Source organism: Burkholderia sp. D-99 (assembly GCF_011605345.1).
Classification (GTDB): domain Bacteria; phylum Pseudomonadota; class Gammaproteobacteria; order Burkholderiales; family Burkholderiaceae; genus Burkholderia.
The window spans coordinates 950398-963888 of sequence record NZ_JAAOXM010000002.1 but is presented as its reverse complement, the minus strand read 5'-3'; the positions used below and the strand labels follow the sequence as shown (position 1 = coordinate 963888).

Genomic DNA, 13491 nt, shown 5'->3' with positions numbered 1-13491 from the left:
ACGTGCGCCTTCTTCCTGACCTGCACTGGCCACGTGTGCGGGTATTCCGGGCTGAGGGGGCATGGATCGGTCAAAGCGTGCGCTGCTTGATTATCACGAACGCAGCAAGCACCGTCTCAACTTCTATGCTCCTGGCCCTGGGGGGCTCGACTGGACAACCCAGCCGGATCCGTTCCGGGTATTTCACGGGGCGCCGCGCGTTGCTCTGCCGTTAGCCGCAGACACCCTGGCCACGCGCTACAACGCGTTACGCCGCGGCACCCTGCCGCCCGCGCAGAGATTCGATCTATCCAATCTGGCAATCCTGTTCGAACTCTCGCTCGGCTTGTCGGCGTGGAAATCCAGTGGCGCCAAGCGGTGGGCACTGCGCTGCAACCCTTCGAGCGGAAATCTGCATCCGACAGAGGGATATCTTCTCTGTCCGGCTCTGCCCGGCTTGTCCGCAGGCGTCTACCACTACCTGAGCCGGGATCATGCGCTTGAACATCGCGCTGCGGTGGACGAGCCACAATGGACCGAGGCGTTTTCGGCAAGTGGTGTCCTGGTCGGCATAAGCTCGATCCATTGGCGCGAGGCGTGGAAATACGGCATGCGCGCCTGGCGCTACTGCCAGCAGGATTGCGGCCATGTCATCGCTGCGATGAGTTACGCAGCCGCAGCGCTCGGCTGGCAGACGCGGTTGATGGAGTCTGCTGCGGATGATGCAGTGGCCGGCTTGCTTGGAGTGGACCGCCGCGAGGATTTCAAGGATGCCGAAATGGAGTCGCCGGATCTTTTGCTCTGGATCGGGAATCCCGACACGCGGCCCGATCTCGAGCGCATGCTGATCGCTTTGGACAGGGCACAGTGGCACGGACGCGCCAATCAACTCAGTTCGGGGCATGTGATGTGGCCGGACATCGATTCGATTCATTGCGCCACACACAAGACCCATACTCGCGAACCACCCTCGCCGCCGGACCCTGGGCAGTGTTCAGCGCCGGCGACGCCAGGCCTCGATCTCAGCTTCGCCCGAATCGCCAGACAGCGTCGCAGCGCTGTCAATTTCGATGGCACGACGCGCATCAGCGACGGGGCTTTTCTCGGCATGCTGGCGTGCCTGCTGGCACATCCCGATACGCCGCCTTGGAATGCGTTGATGTCTCCTGCCGCAGTGCATGCGGCGCTATTGGTGCACCGCGTCGACGGCCTGGAGCCGGGCCTCTATATGCTCGTACGAACGCCAGGCGCACTGCCGGATCTCAAGCGATCTCTGCGTCCAGAATGGCTGTGGCTAAAGACCGGGCCGGACGATCTGCCGCTCTATCTTCTACTGCCTTACGATTTGCGCGCGGCGGCAAAGTTGATTTGCTGCCACCAGGATATCGGGGCTGATTCCTGCTTTGCGCTTGGGATGATCGCGAGATTCGAAATCGCGTTGAAGCAACCATGGCGTTATCGACATCTGTTCTGGGAATGCGGCATGCTTGGCCAGGCGCTCTATCTCGAAGCAGAAGCCGCCGGTGTGCGCGCGACGGGGATCGGCTGTTTTTTCGATGATGAAATGCACGCATTGCTCGGCGTGAAGGATCATGTCTGGCAATCCCTGTATCACTTCACCGTCGGTGGCGCGGTGGACGATCCACGCCTGTCGGCATTTCCGCCGTACGAGATTCAGCCATGATGGGAAAGCCCACGCATCGATCCTGGCGGGAGAATATCCGCAAGGATTGCTCGCTGCCCGGACATCGAACGTCATTTCGATGAAGTGAACGCCATGACGCGTGCACAGTGAGCGGCGGGCATAGTGGTCCGATGTCGCCATCGTCCTTGCCAGCTTCCTGGTCGACCTGTGCGGATTTGACCGGTTCCGTTCGATTTCACGCAGAGTACCAGGATGATTGAACACGCGCAGAAAGTCATCCTGGACGACTTCACATCGAGAGCAGTACGGTCTCGCGCTCTAAGGCGCCAAGATCCTCGCGCAACGTCTGCTTCGCGAGGTCGAGTCGTAAGCCGATGACTCTTCGCGTCATCGGGTCGTCTTGGGTAGACGCCGCAGCCACGGGAGGCGTGACATATGTCGGGTCAGCCGTCCATGATCGAGAATCATCTGCCAGCAGCATTACCGGCAGAAGATCTGGCGCATGTTTCGAAGCAGCTTGCGTTGGTTGACATGCCGTTGGGAAAGGTGCTGTACGAGTCGGATGGCGCAAACAGCCGTATGCAATTGGTATCACTCGATCGATCAACCACTCTGCCGATGGCTCCTGCCCAGCCTCGATCGCCTGCCATCGAGTGAGCTGAAAATGACGCAGGAGCTGATCGCCAATATGCTCGGTGTCCGACGGTCGGGCGTGACGGAAGCTGCGCTGACACATCAGGATGCCGGACTGATCCGGTACAACTATGGGCACATCGAGGTATCGGATCGCTCCGGGCTCGAGAGGCGTGTGTGCGAATGCTACGGCTTGGTCCGGCGAGAATTCGACCGCCTGCTCCGTGATTTGAACGCCTTTAGAAGCGGCACGGATGCCAGCCCAGCATCCATGCCATCCCGTCCGTACGGCAACGTACCGACTTCAGACGCTCGCACGCGCAGGCTGACACATGACGCACAGACTGCGGATCGGCCGCAGCCGTCATCGAGATGGAAACGCCGTGATTGAAGTGGGCTGTCGCGATCCGTATCGCGTGCGCAGTTTTATCTCGACTCGAGCAGCGCGAGCCAATCAATGACGAAACCGGGGTTGTGGAAGGAGCATGTTGATGAACGATTACCCGACGCGGGAAAAAAATGCGAAGGACGGGCAACAAGAACAGGCGGAGGCACGCGCGACCGACGACGGAATGCCCGTGGTTCAGCCTGAGCGGCAGAGAGGCCATGCTCATTCATGGAAAGCCGTTACATCCAAGAAACGTATTTCCGATGCAAGGAAACGTCTGGGCATGGGCCTTCTGCCGAACCTATAACGTAGGCGTAGCAAAACTCCTCGCTCTCAAACAGAACGTGGAGCCGCCCCAGCAAGGCGGAACTCGAAGCCGGCCAAGCGCCGGCTTTTTACTTTGGCGGGTCGTTCGTTGCGATAAACGGCGCATGCATCACTTTCCCGCACCGGTGAAGCGACGCAACCCGGGAAGATGAATCCGCTGAGTCGCGTTCCGTAGCTACGCCAAGACAAGTTCGCGGCAGGAGGACTGCAACGCTGGTACGCCAATTCCTTCCGTACACTCGGCCACCAACGCTTCGCGGCTCATATGGCGCGATTTCGCCACTGCATCGATCTTTTCGACGAGCTGCTTAGGAAGGCATAGCAAGACCGCCACCGAACACGACGTCGGCCGAGCAATATCGATGAACCTCCAGATTCCCTCGCCGTCGTCGATGAACGACGCCTGCAATGCCGCCATGTCCGTTGTAGGAAACGGAATGAGGCGCGCGCATTGGTCATACAGTTCATTGACCCGGTCGTTTGCGGTGTTTGCCAATTCGCTGTATGTGTTGCCCTCCACATGCGCGCCGGGAAAATCCGGCAGCCATCCGCGATAGCCTGGGCCTTCCTGTCGGGTGATAAAAATGGGGTATTCCACGATCAGCTCCGGGATTCCTGTGTGACGTCAATCATTGTTCTTCCCCGGGGCTGGGCGTGTCAGTACGCTAGAGAACGATCTCGAGGGATCTGACCTCATGCGGCAGGTTCGGATCCGGGTACGTCACCGTACAGATTTGCATCGCAATCCGGCGCATGTTCTGGGTGGGCGCCCAATCGCAGATGCCAAGGCGCCAGAGAGCAACCGGGCGAATATGTGTCGTGCTTCGTGACGCTTGCCGGAAGTCGGCATCACTGAATGGAGCTCCATCATGAACCCCGTCACACTATTTCTTTCCGCCGCTTTTCTGTTTGCCGCGCTAGCCGTCGGCGCCTTGGTCAATCCGTACCTCGCGTTACCCTTCTTCATCGTCGCCGTCCTTATCGCACTCTCCGTGAAAGTGGCCAATGTCTGGGAGAAGTTCGTAATCCTGCGCGTCGGGAAACTGCAGAGCGTCAAGGGTGCCGGTTTTTTTATGATTATCCCGATACTGGACAACGTTGTCGCGGTGATCGACGAACGGATTCAAACGACTGCGTTCAACGCACAGGAGGCGCTTACCAGGGATACAGTGCCGGTCAACGTCGACGCCATCATTTTCTGGCACGTACACGACGCTCGGAAAGCGGCACTCGCCATCACTGATTACCGGCAGGCCATCGATCGCGTCGCGCAAACCTCGCTGCGGGAGATGATCGGTTCATCGATGCTGGCCACGCTGCTCTCTGATCGGAAAGCTGCCGATGCACACCTCGCGGACGAGATCGGCAGGAAAACCGCAGATTGGGGTATCACGGTACGATCCGTGGAAACCCGAGACGTGGCGATCCCTGTCGCGCTGCAGGATTCGATGTCACGGCAGGCGCAAGCCGAACGCGAGAAGCAGGCGCGCGTGATACTCGGTTCCGCGGAGGCCGAAGTGGCGGAGAAATTCGTCGAAGCTTCGCGAGTCTATGAAAATCACCCGGCCGCACTTCAATTGCGGGCAATGAACATCATCTATGAAACGACGAAAGAGCGCGGGGCCACGATCCTGATTCCGAGTTCGATGGTGGACAGCTTGAACCCGGTGCTGGCGTTGGCCATTGCCGGGCATGACGTGACGGAGTCGACATCGCCGCCGACGCTCAAGACAGCGGCATAGCCACGCAGACAGCGCGTGTCGCGTGCCATTCGATGCGAATCGGCAGGCCCGCTCGCCCCGCGGCGAAGCGCGGAACGAGGAAACGCTGCGCAGATATGGGTCTGGTACGCCGGACGACTGGCTCGAACGCCGCGTCTATGCTCGCTTTGCGAATCTCGGCGTCGGGCTGCTGGCCGTGATCGACGTCAGACTGTTCGGGCTGCCCGGCGTGTCGGCGTGGGCGATCCAGATGATGTGGATCCCGTTCCAATGCCAACCGGTGAATACGCGTGTACGTGGATAGGTATGAGGCTTTGCTCGATCTATGAGCGTGGTCACACGCATCGCGCGAGCAATTGCTGGTCCAGTTGCAAAATGGGTGCCGCGATGCGGAGCAAAGCGATGTCACCGCGATTGCCGATTTTTCGATACGCCTGCGCCGATATACCTGATCCCGGAACGCAGGTGACGCGCCATGCGGATTCGGCGCGCTACAACGCGAGTGGCGAGCGTGACCCTCTGGCGGTATCGGGAGCAACGCTGCACCACTACTTCACCTGACGATCGGAATCGGAATAGCGCCACTTGCTCGCATTGGAATCGATGCCGGCATAGTCGCGGGTACGCTTTTCAGCCCGTTCGATATCGGCTCGGGCCAGATTGTCGCGCTCCTTTTCTCGGGTTGCCTGATCGTGTCGATCAGGCAATGTGCTTGGATAAGATTTCATAGACCACTCCGAAGTGAGGTGTGCTCGCGTAGCGAGGAGCCGCATCGAGTCAGATCGCCCGAACAGGATCGCGGTCAGATGCACGGGTGTTGAGCACAGGATGGGCGAGAGGGGAGGGGAAGTCGGTACGTTGCCGTGCAGTGGCTGCTGGAGCCGTTTCGGTCAGTCAAGCGGTGATGTGCTCAAAGGCTGCTTCCAGATGTCGGGCGGCCACCCAAAAGCGCGCTGCGCTACGACGCATAGATGACGCTCGGACTGGAGCCCGAAGCAGGAGCCCGCGATCAACCTGCGGGTCATGAGCGCCGGATCAGCCGATGGCCAACCCATCGGGCGGTAGAACGGCGCGAGATGGCAGCGCTGATCACGCGGGTCCAGAAAGTGATCGGTGCTTCTCGGCAGGTGTTCACGAGGCGCGTGGCAATAACGGTTGATTTTCCACTCGGCATGAAGCTGCCATATCCACGCCCGCCCAGGTTGATCGATCGAAGATGTACGTACCTCCAGCCACGCCGCAATCGACGATCTTTCGGACTGGATGCCTTCGAAAACCGACCTCGTTTCGAATAAGCTGCCGAGCTCGCCGTCCACAAGGAATGCGCACGTTGGTGCGGTCAGAGAGCGGCCAGTAACCGGAGTTGATGTTCGCTTTCGGCCCCGCGAACCAGTGCGTAGGCCCGTATCTCCATGCGCTCGAGGAGCGAAATGGATTCAGAGCCGGAGAAGTCGCTCCATGCGTCGTCAGCGATGGAGGTCGGCGCGCCGCCGGCTCTCGCGAACGCTCGCAGGAGAGGACTTGCGTTGCGGCGCAGGACATGGCGGTCAGCGTTCAGCACATACGGCGGACAGTCCGCGCGTAAGACGAGGTAGTACGGAATCGCATTGCGATCACTTTGCATGGTGGCGATACCCGTGAGGAAGAATGCGTGCGTTCAGCTTCTCGCGTCGCCGTGGCCGACCGCTGCGTTTGACCGAACGAAGAAATACGCTGAAGGGTACGCTCCGCCTGTGACCATTTTTCAGAAACAACGACGGTCAAATTGGCCATCGACGAGGGCGCAACGCGCAGCCCGAACCAATCAGTCAATGCCAGACGCCAGCAGCTTTTTCACATGTCGATGACCGAAGCTCCGCTCACCTTTCCGTCGATGATGTCCTTTCCCTGCTGCCCGGCGGCACGCCTTGCCATACCGAAGTCGGAATATGCATGCGGTCGGTCCAGCCTGAAAATACGGCTCGCGGCGGAGGTCGCGATCGCGCCCGGGCGGCATATCCGTACCGCGATGTCATACCCTTCGGCGTAACGGGAATGCCCGTCAAAGCGACTGAATGTGCGGGCGAAGACGAGGGGATGAAGTTCGTACCCCTTGTAGAGAAGAAGCGGGTGTGTCGACATGTTGGCCACTCCACAGGGGGCGACTCGCTATACGTTCGAGCGAGCTTTTCATTTCCGCCGCCGCAGCCGGCTCAGCAGCTCAAGCGCCACCGTGTCAACGTCGTTGCTGATCATTTCCGCTCGCAACAGCAGGCCGCCAACACGGGCGGCTGCGTCCCAACTATCTTCTGTCATTGCCTGATGGTTGCGTGCAAGCTGCTCGGCAAGAGTCAGGAGTGCCGCCATCCTTGGTGACTCGCCGGAAGTCCGGCGCTCCTCCCTCCCGGCGATGAGCCGGAACAGACCCAAGACCGACTCGGCAGTAACGGAGGGGATAGTCATTCGGACTTTATACGCCCTTTCGGTCCGCCACGGCGATATATTCGCGCTGGCCCCCGAACCTGCCTAGTACCGCCTCGCATACCCCTCGCGATACAGCGAGGCGCCGATCGACGTCAGCAGGGCGATCTCGTCCTCACTCAATCGACTCCATGCCTCCGCCAGCCAGCCAGCGAACTCGGCACACGCATGGTCCAGATCGATAGCCGCCTTTCCATCTGCGTTCACCCGCTCGAAGATCGTCATCACGTCATGCGGCGCCATGGTCGGCTCCTTGTGAGCTTCCAGCAAAATTGATCGGTTAAGGCGCTACGTGCGCCATACCATTGCTCGTATTGCCGAGCATCCCGTGAACCGCATTGACCGGTTGCTGCCGAGGACCGTCTCGGATCAGCCTTGCTCACAATATCGTGTGAGTGATTCGCCATATCAGTTCGTAATCCTTGAGGAACCGCTGGGTATGACTGGCGACATCGGATATCTGTGACGGCTGCCAATCTGTTACTGGTTCGCATGTAGGTCGTGAACGCAGTGGGCAACCTGGGACAGGAGAGCTGCCTGCGGCGCCCAGGGACGTACTCGCAGACTGAAGGGCGGACGGAATGCCTTTTAACCGATGCGGATTCAACCTGTCGATACGACGAATTGATGAAATCGCCCAGCCGGTGTATCGAAGTCTGGTGTCTTTCGCGGACGCTCATTTAGCCGCCTGGCTACGGCGTTGAGCTTGGCCTGCGAATTGGCCGGGAGATCGATCCCCTTGGGGGAATACCGTCTCAGGAGCCCATTTGTGTTCTCGTTCGAGCCACGTTGCCGCGGACTCTGCGGATCGCAAAAGTAGCCCCTTATGTCAGTGGCCACGGTGAAGCGCATGTGATCATGCCATCTCTTTGCCTCGATCCCGGCGACGCCCTGATTGCTCGGGCGGCTGGCGTGCCACCCGAAGTTCAATTCATCGGCACCGGGAGATCATCGACCAAATGCACGTCGAGCCATTCGAGCGCCCAGCTTTTCGCAAAGGCAATCGCATCCTCGCGCACGTCGAAGCCCGCCAGATCTCCGCTCAGTTGAACGTCGCACTCACTGCCGTCTGCACGATTGATGCTGATCCGCGCGTGTGCCATGTATTCCCCGTCGGCCCTGCGCGGTGTCGGGTCGATATGGAGTCGGGTTGAGTCGAGCTGCATTTTCCTTCCTCCTTCAGTCGTTGCGGGGCCCGTGGCCACCGCAAAGTATTTCGTCGCGACCAGAACCGTCAAAGCTTGAGGAGCGCCATGATCTGGCCTGCTTCCTGGTCCGATTCGCAGCTCGCCATTCCGCCTTTGCGCAACAGCGCGCGGATCGAGAAAAACATCAGGAACGCATCCTCATCGATTTCATGACGCCGATCGAGAATGACGCCGTCCAATTCGGCACGAGCGTCAAACGGCAGGAGTTGCTCGATGACGCCAGCACCATCGTGTCGAATCCATTTCAACAGGTCTTTCCTGTTCATATCCAGCCTCCCGACGTTGCCGGCGCGCCATGCGCCAGGCGGGGTTGAGTCTGTGGCGGCGCCGCGGACGCAGAAGCAGAAGCAGGATGGACCGAGGAAGAGATCAGGACGCGTTATCCAACACGCTCATGTCCTGTAGACAGGCATCGATCAGGCGCTTCGCTACGCAGTCGATCCGCGGCGCGTTCGCCCGCATTGCGCGGTATCGATGAGAGGCCCGATCACGTTCGGAGGGGGGGCGCCTTGAGTGGCGCGGGAATCGGTAGCGAGTCAGTCAACGAACCCATCCTACGCCCATTGGCGAACTTGTACAGTGAAAGTTCTGCGCGAACCGCCGCATGGCATGCGGCCCCGATTGGGTGCGGGACGCATCGGTTCAGCCACGTGTGAACAATCGCCGATACACGGGGAGAGGGTGCCTTGATGGTATCGTCGAAATTTCAATTAGAAATTCGAAGCAACTCAAAACCATGGAGCCAGGACGTGCAACCGGGGCGAGCCTCGTCGATCGCGGCGGCTTCTTGCGTTGCCACCCTTAACGTTCCGACCGAAACGGCTTGACAGGGTGTTTGGCCCCGCGTAGGGTGGGTCTCTGAAGCCTTCAAGAAGCGCGATTGCTGTTCATCACTGACCGCGGAACGCGGTATTCGTTGTCCTCTCCCTCCTTGATCCTTTTTCGTGCCCCCTATCGGGGTGCATACGTTTGTCCAATATCAGGAGAATTTCCATGGATACCGGTACCGTCAAGTGGTTCAACGACAGCAAGGGTTTTGGCTTCATCACGCCTGACAGTGGCGGCGATGATCTGTTCGCGCACTTCTCGGAGATTCGCGGCGATGGCTTCAAGACGCTGGCCGAAGGTCAAAAGGTCAGCTACGAGACAAAGCGCGGGCCAAAGGGGCTGCAGGCCTCGAACATCATTCCTCAGTAATCCACATTATTCGGTGGTCGTGCGTTCTGGATCGGCCACGCAGTCATCGGTCGAGGATCTTTCGCATCCGTCGCAGGCGCCCCCAGTCCTGCTGAGGCTACCGTTTCGCGTCGAAACGACCCGCATGGATATGCGCGAGCGAATCCCACGAGGAAATACGTGGGGGAAGCCGCGCATCCGGTGGCGAACGATCGGACGGCTCATTCATCGTGAGTTCGCGATCGACGCACACGGAGGTAACTTTGACCAAGAGTCAGTTGCGCAACAAAAGACCACTCGCAAGACCACGGCGCTCCAAGGATTTGCCGGTGCTCGGCGTGGCGCTGAACTGGGTGCCACCAGCGGCACCCCCGGCACCGGCCAAATCGAGCGGGAAGAAGCGCACCACCGAGACGCGATAACGAGGCGCGCGAGCGCCCGGACGATGTGCGGCCCGCGTGTCGCGTTGGTACGCGCCCCCCCACGCATGGGCATTTTTCGAAATTTGCACTGAAACTGCGCTCTATCGGGGAGCGGAAGTCCACACACCGCTGCGATTGCCGCGCGTCACATTGATTGGAGAAAATGATTTGGCAAAGGAAGAATTGCTGGAATTGGACGGCGTAGTGAATGAGGTGCTCCCGGACAGCAGGTTTCGCGTGACCTTGGAAAACGGTGCGGTCGTTGCGGCATACGCGTCGGGCCGCATGCGCAAGCACCGTATTCGTATTCTCGCTGGCGATCGGGTCAGGCTGGAGTTGTCGGTCTATGACCTGACCAAAGGGCGGATCAATTTCCGGCACAAAGACGAACGGGCTTCGCCCAGTGCGCCTCGAAACCGATTTGCTCGACGCTAAACGTATAGCGCCGAGGCAGGATTGATTGCGCTCGTCTACACAATGCGTAGCCACAATCATCAGGAGTTCATCATGAGTATGCGTACCTATCGCGGATTCGAAATATATCCGCTGATTTACCCTCACTTTCACGCAGGCGCCGGCCGTACTCACAACTACGAAGCCGGTTTTGACGCAGCGGTCAAGGTTTGCCGGCGCGGCACTGACACCACGCTGACCCGGAGCCTGACCTTCAAGCTTGTCGACGGTTCGCCGTTTGCCAGCGCCGGTGACGCACGCCGGGCTTCGCAACGTTACGCAGAATCCATCATCGACCGGAACCGGGGCGAACATTGGATGCTCGACGCAGTTCTTTGATACGGATCTCTGTTGTGCAGCAATGCATGGGAGCGCGCGTCAATTGGCGATGCGCGTCCAGATCTGAAATAACGCGAGTCGACGCCATGCTGCCGGTCATCGGAAAACTCGCGTCGAAACACCGGCATTCCTTTCCGTCCCGTGCTCTCGAAGCAGATCAACGGACGAGCGGCCGCATGTGCGACTGGCGCGCTACGCGCTGATGGACGTCGCGTTGCCGCCGAGCGACGCTGCGTAGCGACCAACCCGCCGACGCAGATTCAATCGATTCCTTGCGCCTTTTCGTGCGTCTGGATTTGCTCTTCGAGCAAACCGTGCGCGAGCGCTCGAGCGGCGTCACGCGCCTCCACGTCCGTCGCAAAATCCCCTTCGGTCTGGTGTTGCTCAGAGGTGCCGGAATCCTCTCCGATGCGGTGCAGGTTGACGATTCCGCGATAGCGGCCAGACGTGGTCTGCATCACGCGAAGGCGTGCCACGTGCGTATGGGTCGTGCACACTTCATCATCCATGATGCCGTCCTTGCCAAGAACCTTGGCGCGACAACGACAAAGCAGACTTCACCCGCCCGCCTGCTTCCGTGTGTTTGGCTCCCGGTAAACTTCGGCAAGGCGGGGTTATTGCCGCCAGCGTGGAGAGATCAATGTTTGCGGTGCATCCACCCCAGGTGATGGGAGTCCAACCACTGAACGACGTCCATACTTGAATGTTCGCTCTGGTAACGGCGCGCCAACGCGATTGCGACCACCGCGACCACCGCAAAACCAACCACCCAACCAATCATCGACTGAGTCATGACAGCCTCCTTGTGGAATGCAGCCATGACTGAATTCTAGGCGCTTTGGGAGAATGATTCCTGAGCCGTGCGCCACGCCGAGCGGACGAACCGCCCTCCACATACACGATCCTTGGGAAGGTGCTCTCGACCTGCACCTGTTCGGTAGCGCCCCATATCCGAAGATCGGGTTCGCAAGCGATTAAGCAGGTCATAGGCTGGAAATAGTCGCGTCGGAGCGCGAACCTCTGCTGTTTCGGCACCAGGATGCCGGCAAACGCACGCTCGTGCGTCTTGCGACAGGCGGCGGTTGAGCCGCCGCCGGGCCAACAGGCGCCGTCGGATCGCTTGGACGCCACCGGCACCCAGACAGATCGCTTTCCTCAGATTGCCGGGCGATAGGGGCGCATGCTCGGTCGAATCCGAGATATCTGTCGCCATGCGTCAGGCGTCGACGCGGAAATCCTGTCGACGTATGAGCCGCGGTGAGGCCTGACCGTCACGCGGCCCACACATCAAATGATCATGGAACTGTACTCGATGCGTGAAGCGCTCGAAGCCGAGGTGGCGAGCCCGGCAACGCAGCATACATACCTGATACAGCCGCCGTTCGCGATGCCGTCCCAATTGTGCGCGATACCCGATGTCGAGGTCCGCAATCCATGGACGCACGGCGACCTCAACTTCGCTTCTGTCGTATAAATGCGCGAACCCAGCCTGCAATCGCAACAAACGTCAGACCGGGGGACAATATCAGCGCAAGCAGTAGGTCGACGACTTTAGAAAGCTCGGCCTCGTCGGTCCCAAATGTCCAGCGGCTGATAGCCCGGGTCGCGGCGTACCATACGACTGCGCCACCTACTGAATACAATCCGATCAAGCGCCAGGGTTTCGTTTCCGGCCCAACCTTGCGCCACATAAAAATCGCACTCACAGCCCAGGCGGCGCAGATCGGAACCCACAGAGATGGAGGAATTTCAGACGCCGGAACGAAAGCCGACAGGATCGCCACAAGGATCACTAAAACAAACAAACCTATGACATCCGGGAAGTGTCGGTTCTTGTGCATGGCGATCATTGGCGTCGACCTCTCACTCCTTGAATGCTGAATCGCAATATCGGCAAGCTTGCCGAAACGAAAGAAATCCGGGACCTGCCTCTCGAAAAATTGCCTTGACTCAGCCTTTCTCGGGATTCGGATACGACGGATAACTATCGATCACTTTCCCCCTGATGTAATCGATTCGCGAAGCATAAACCTTCGTCAGGCAATCGGCTGTCGTACATTTGTTTCTGACCGTCGAGATCCACTTGATCTGTTCCATCTTGACGGGATCCTGATAGGAAATCTCCTTTGAATACCTCCTTTGCATCAGGACAAAACCATAGCTCACGTCAGCATCCATCTTCTTGAGCTGGGGATCGCCGCAAATCAGGTGTTCCACGTTAGTTTTGGCCAGCGCGCAATCAAACCCCTTGCTCACATCCCGGAAGTGGCTCCGTTCGATCTTGAACAGATACAGGAACGATTCATCGAGCAGCGCGATCTCGTCGTTCGATGCATAGATCTTCGCGAACCTTAGCGCCGTGCAACTGGATGACGCGGCATCGCCGAGCAGATATATCCGGTTCCAGTCGTTCGCGTTGGTGTGAAATTTGTCCTCGAGAAATTTATTCAGTTTCTGAGCGGTGCCAAGCGGGGCCGAGTCGAACGAGAATGGCATCTTCTTCTTTATCGGTACGCCGCATTCGTTCGGAGTCGATCCATCGTAGTTCAGGTAAAACGAGTCATTCTTGAGCGTCAGAACGGAGGAATAGGCGGGGTTTGCCGGTAGCTCCAGGTTCGGTCGAGATGATCCGATGCTGTATACCCGGGCCGCACCAACCAGACGATAGGAATCCTCAGCGAAAGCCGATGTGCAAAAGGTGAGTGCCAGCACGAGCGTCACCATCAGCTTGCTTGTCATT

19 protein-coding genes and 3 pseudogenes are annotated in these 13491 nt (G+C 59.1%); 9 read left to right on the top strand and 13 right to left on the bottom strand.

The window, feature by feature from the left end; all coding sequences use genetic code 11:
• Positions 1 to 61: 61 nt before the first annotated feature.
• The 4 genes and pseudogenes from HAV18_RS11515 to HAV18_RS11505 all read left to right on the top strand — a co-directional run bounded on the left by HAV18_RS11515 (position 62) and on the right by HAV18_RS11505 (position 2952).
• Positions 62 to 1663 (top strand): SagB/ThcOx family dehydrogenase, encoded by a 1602-nt coding sequence (locus HAV18_RS11515; RefSeq protein ID WP_166955647.1) that lies wholly within the window; start codon positions 62 to 64, stop codon positions 1661 to 1663.
• Positions 1664 to 2077: 414 nt separating this feature from the next.
• The gene (locus tag HAV18_RS40370; RefSeq protein WP_407062425.1) at positions 2078 to 2281 is read left to right on the top strand and encodes a hypothetical protein; all 204 of its coding nucleotides are present in this window, start codon (positions 2078 to 2080) and stop codon (positions 2279 to 2281) included.
• A pseudogene (locus tag HAV18_RS11510) lies at positions 2184 to 2489 on the top strand (Crp/Fnr family transcriptional regulator); the annotation flags it as partial. The gene HAV18_RS40370 and the pseudogene HAV18_RS11510, both read left to right, overlap by 98 nt.
• A 259-nt stretch (positions 2490 to 2748) precedes the next feature.
• Positions 2749 to 2952, top strand: a complete 204-nt coding sequence (locus HAV18_RS11505; RefSeq protein WP_166955645.1) for a hypothetical protein — start codon at positions 2749 to 2751, stop codon at positions 2950 to 2952.
• Between the two features lie 195 nt (positions 2953 to 3147).
• On the opposite strand, the gene HAV18_RS11500 is transcribed toward HAV18_RS11505, so the two are convergent.
• Positions 3148 to 3570, bottom strand: coding sequence for a type II toxin-antitoxin system HicB family antitoxin (locus HAV18_RS11500; RefSeq protein ID WP_166955643.1), 423 nt, complete (start codon positions 3568 to 3570; stop codon positions 3148 to 3150).
• 271 nt (positions 3571 to 3841) lie between these two features.
• On the opposite strand from HAV18_RS11500, the gene HAV18_RS11495 reads away from it, so the two are divergent.
• Both HAV18_RS11495 and HAV18_RS39855 read left to right on the top strand, forming a co-directional pair.
• Complete coding sequence (locus HAV18_RS11495) at positions 3842 to 4714, top strand: slipin family protein (RefSeq protein WP_166955641.1); 873 nt, start codon at positions 3842 to 3844, stop codon at positions 4712 to 4714.
• Between the two features lie 58 nt (positions 4715 to 4772).
• Positions 4773 to 4961, top strand: a pseudogene (locus HAV18_RS39855) (acyl-CoA desaturase); the annotation flags it as partial.
• Positions 4962 to 5241: 280 nt separating this feature from the next.
• Here the strand turns inward: HAV18_RS39855 and HAV18_RS11485 are convergent.
• From HAV18_RS11485 to HAV18_RS11455, 8 genes and pseudogenes are all read right to left on the bottom strand, one after another.
• On the bottom strand, positions 5242 to 5421 hold the full coding sequence (locus HAV18_RS11485) for a hypothetical protein (protein WP_166955639.1): 180 nt from the start codon (positions 5419 to 5421) through the stop codon (positions 5242 to 5244).
• Positions 5422 to 6032: 611 nt separating this feature from the next.
• Positions 6033 to 6317, bottom strand: coding sequence for a hypothetical protein (locus tag HAV18_RS40260; RefSeq protein ID WP_347814748.1), 285 nt, complete (start codon positions 6315 to 6317; stop codon positions 6033 to 6035).
• A gap of 209 nt (positions 6318 to 6526) precedes the next feature.
• Entirely contained in the window at positions 6527 to 6814 is a 288-nt protein-coding gene (locus HAV18_RS11480) for a hypothetical protein (protein WP_166955636.1), read from the bottom strand.
• Between the two features lie 48 nt (positions 6815 to 6862).
• Positions 6863 to 7039, bottom strand: a complete 177-nt coding sequence (locus HAV18_RS39850) for a hypothetical protein (RefSeq protein ID WP_243771606.1) — start codon at positions 7037 to 7039, stop codon at positions 6863 to 6865.
• Between the two features lie 159 nt (positions 7040 to 7198).
• The gene (locus HAV18_RS11470) at positions 7199 to 7396 is read right to left on the bottom strand and encodes a hypothetical protein (RefSeq protein ID WP_166955631.1); all 198 of its coding nucleotides are present in this window, start codon (positions 7394 to 7396) and stop codon (positions 7199 to 7201) included.
• A 360-nt stretch (positions 7397 to 7756) separates the two neighbouring features.
• Positions 7757 to 8033, bottom strand: a pseudogene (locus HAV18_RS11465) (IS30 family transposase); the annotation flags it as partial.
• Between the two features lie 46 nt (positions 8034 to 8079).
• Positions 8080 to 8319 (bottom strand): hypothetical protein, encoded by a 240-nt coding sequence (locus HAV18_RS11460; RefSeq protein ID WP_166955629.1) that lies wholly within the window; start codon positions 8317 to 8319, stop codon positions 8080 to 8082.
• A 68-nt stretch (positions 8320 to 8387) separates the two neighbouring features.
• Positions 8388 to 8627, bottom strand: a complete 240-nt coding sequence (locus HAV18_RS11455; protein ID WP_166955626.1) for a hypothetical protein — start codon at positions 8625 to 8627, stop codon at positions 8388 to 8390.
• Between the two features lie 727 nt (positions 8628 to 9354).
• Here HAV18_RS11455 and HAV18_RS11450 point away from each other — a divergent pair.
• The 3 genes from HAV18_RS11450 (at position 9355) to HAV18_RS11440 (ending at position 10751) form a co-directional block, all read left to right on the top strand.
• Positions 9355 to 9558, top strand: coding sequence for a cold-shock protein (locus HAV18_RS11450; RefSeq protein ID WP_166955623.1), 204 nt, complete (start codon positions 9355 to 9357; stop codon positions 9556 to 9558).
• Positions 9559 to 10127: 569 nt separating this feature from the next.
• On the top strand, positions 10128 to 10394 hold the full coding sequence (gene infA / locus HAV18_RS11445) for a translation initiation factor IF-1 (protein WP_166955621.1): 267 nt from the start codon (positions 10128 to 10130) through the stop codon (positions 10392 to 10394).
• Positions 10395 to 10466: 72 nt separating this feature from the next.
• Positions 10467 to 10751 (top strand): hypothetical protein, encoded by a 285-nt coding sequence (locus HAV18_RS11440; RefSeq protein ID WP_166955618.1) that lies wholly within the window; start codon positions 10467 to 10469, stop codon positions 10749 to 10751.
• 260 nt (positions 10752 to 11011) lie between these two features.
• On the opposite strand, the gene HAV18_RS11435 is transcribed toward HAV18_RS11440, so the two are convergent.
• The 4 genes from HAV18_RS11435 to HAV18_RS11420 all read right to left on the bottom strand — a co-directional run bounded on the left by HAV18_RS11435 (position 11012) and on the right by HAV18_RS11420 (position 13490).
• Positions 11012 to 11260, bottom strand: coding sequence for a hypothetical protein (locus tag HAV18_RS11435; RefSeq protein WP_243771605.1), 249 nt, complete (start codon positions 11258 to 11260; stop codon positions 11012 to 11014).
• Between the two features lie 128 nt (positions 11261 to 11388).
• Entirely contained in the window at positions 11389 to 11544 is a 156-nt protein-coding gene (locus tag HAV18_RS11430) for a hypothetical protein (protein ID WP_166955615.1), read from the bottom strand.
• 658 nt (positions 11545 to 12202) lie between these two features.
• Positions 12203 to 12601 (bottom strand): hypothetical protein, encoded by a 399-nt coding sequence (locus tag HAV18_RS11425; protein WP_166955612.1) that lies wholly within the window; start codon positions 12599 to 12601, stop codon positions 12203 to 12205.
• 100 nt (positions 12602 to 12701) lie between these two features.
• Positions 12702 to 13490, bottom strand: coding sequence for a lysozyme inhibitor LprI family protein (locus HAV18_RS11420; protein ID WP_166955610.1), 789 nt, complete (start codon positions 13488 to 13490; stop codon positions 12702 to 12704).
• Position 13491 lies beyond the last annotated feature (1 nt).

Coding starts and splice junctions, on each gene's coding strand:
- HAV18_RS11440 (WP_166955618.1), top strand. CDS start 10,467: ATGAGTATGCGTACCTATCGCGGATTCGAAATATATCCGCTGATTTAC.
- HAV18_RS11495 (WP_166955641.1), top strand. CDS start 3,842: ATGAACCCCGTCACACTATTTCTTTCCGCCGCTTTTCTGTTTGCCGCG.
- HAV18_RS11420 (WP_166955610.1), bottom strand. CDS start 13,490: ATGACAAGCAAGCTGATGGTGACGCTCGTGCTGGCACTCACCTTTTGC.
- HAV18_RS11460 (WP_166955629.1), bottom strand. CDS start 8,319: ATGCAGCTCGACTCAACCCGACTCCATATCGACCCGACACCGCGCAGG.
- HAV18_RS11485 (WP_166955639.1), bottom strand. CDS start 5,421: ATGAAATCTTATCCAAGCACATTGCCTGATCGACACGATCAGGCAACC.
- HAV18_RS40370 (WP_407062425.1), top strand. CDS start 2,078: ATGATCGAGAATCATCTGCCAGCAGCATTACCGGCAGAAGATCTGGCG.
- HAV18_RS11505 (WP_166955645.1), top strand. CDS start 2,749: ATGAACGATTACCCGACGCGGGAAAAAAATGCGAAGGACGGGCAACAA.
- HAV18_RS11425 (WP_166955612.1), bottom strand. CDS start 12,601: ATGATCGCCATGCACAAGAACCGACACTTCCCGGATGTCATAGGTTTG.
- HAV18_RS11480 (WP_166955636.1), bottom strand. CDS start 6,814: ATGTCGACACACCCGCTTCTTCTCTACAAGGGGTACGAACTTCATCCC.
- HAV18_RS11515 (WP_166955647.1), top strand. CDS start 62: ATGGATCGGTCAAAGCGTGCGCTGCTTGATTATCACGAACGCAGCAAG.
- HAV18_RS11455 (WP_166955626.1), bottom strand. CDS start 8,627: ATGAACAGGAAAGACCTGTTGAAATGGATTCGACACGATGGTGCTGGC.
- HAV18_RS39850 (WP_243771606.1), bottom strand. CDS start 7,039: ATGGCGGCACTCCTGACTCTTGCCGAGCAGCTTGCACGCAACCATCAG.
- HAV18_RS40260 (WP_347814748.1), bottom strand. CDS start 6,317: ATGCAAAGTGATCGCAATGCGATTCCGTACTACCTCGTCTTACGCGCG.
- HAV18_RS11435 (WP_243771605.1), bottom strand. CDS start 11,260: ATGGATGATGAAGTGTGCACGACCCATACGCACGTGGCACGCCTTCGC.
- HAV18_RS11430 (WP_166955615.1), bottom strand. CDS start 11,544: ATGACTCAGTCGATGATTGGTTGGGTGGTTGGTTTTGCGGTGGTCGCG.
- HAV18_RS11450 (WP_166955623.1), top strand. CDS start 9,355: ATGGATACCGGTACCGTCAAGTGGTTCAACGACAGCAAGGGTTTTGGC.
- HAV18_RS11470 (WP_166955631.1), bottom strand. CDS start 7,396: ATGGCGCCGCATGACGTGATGACGATCTTCGAGCGGGTGAACGCAGAT.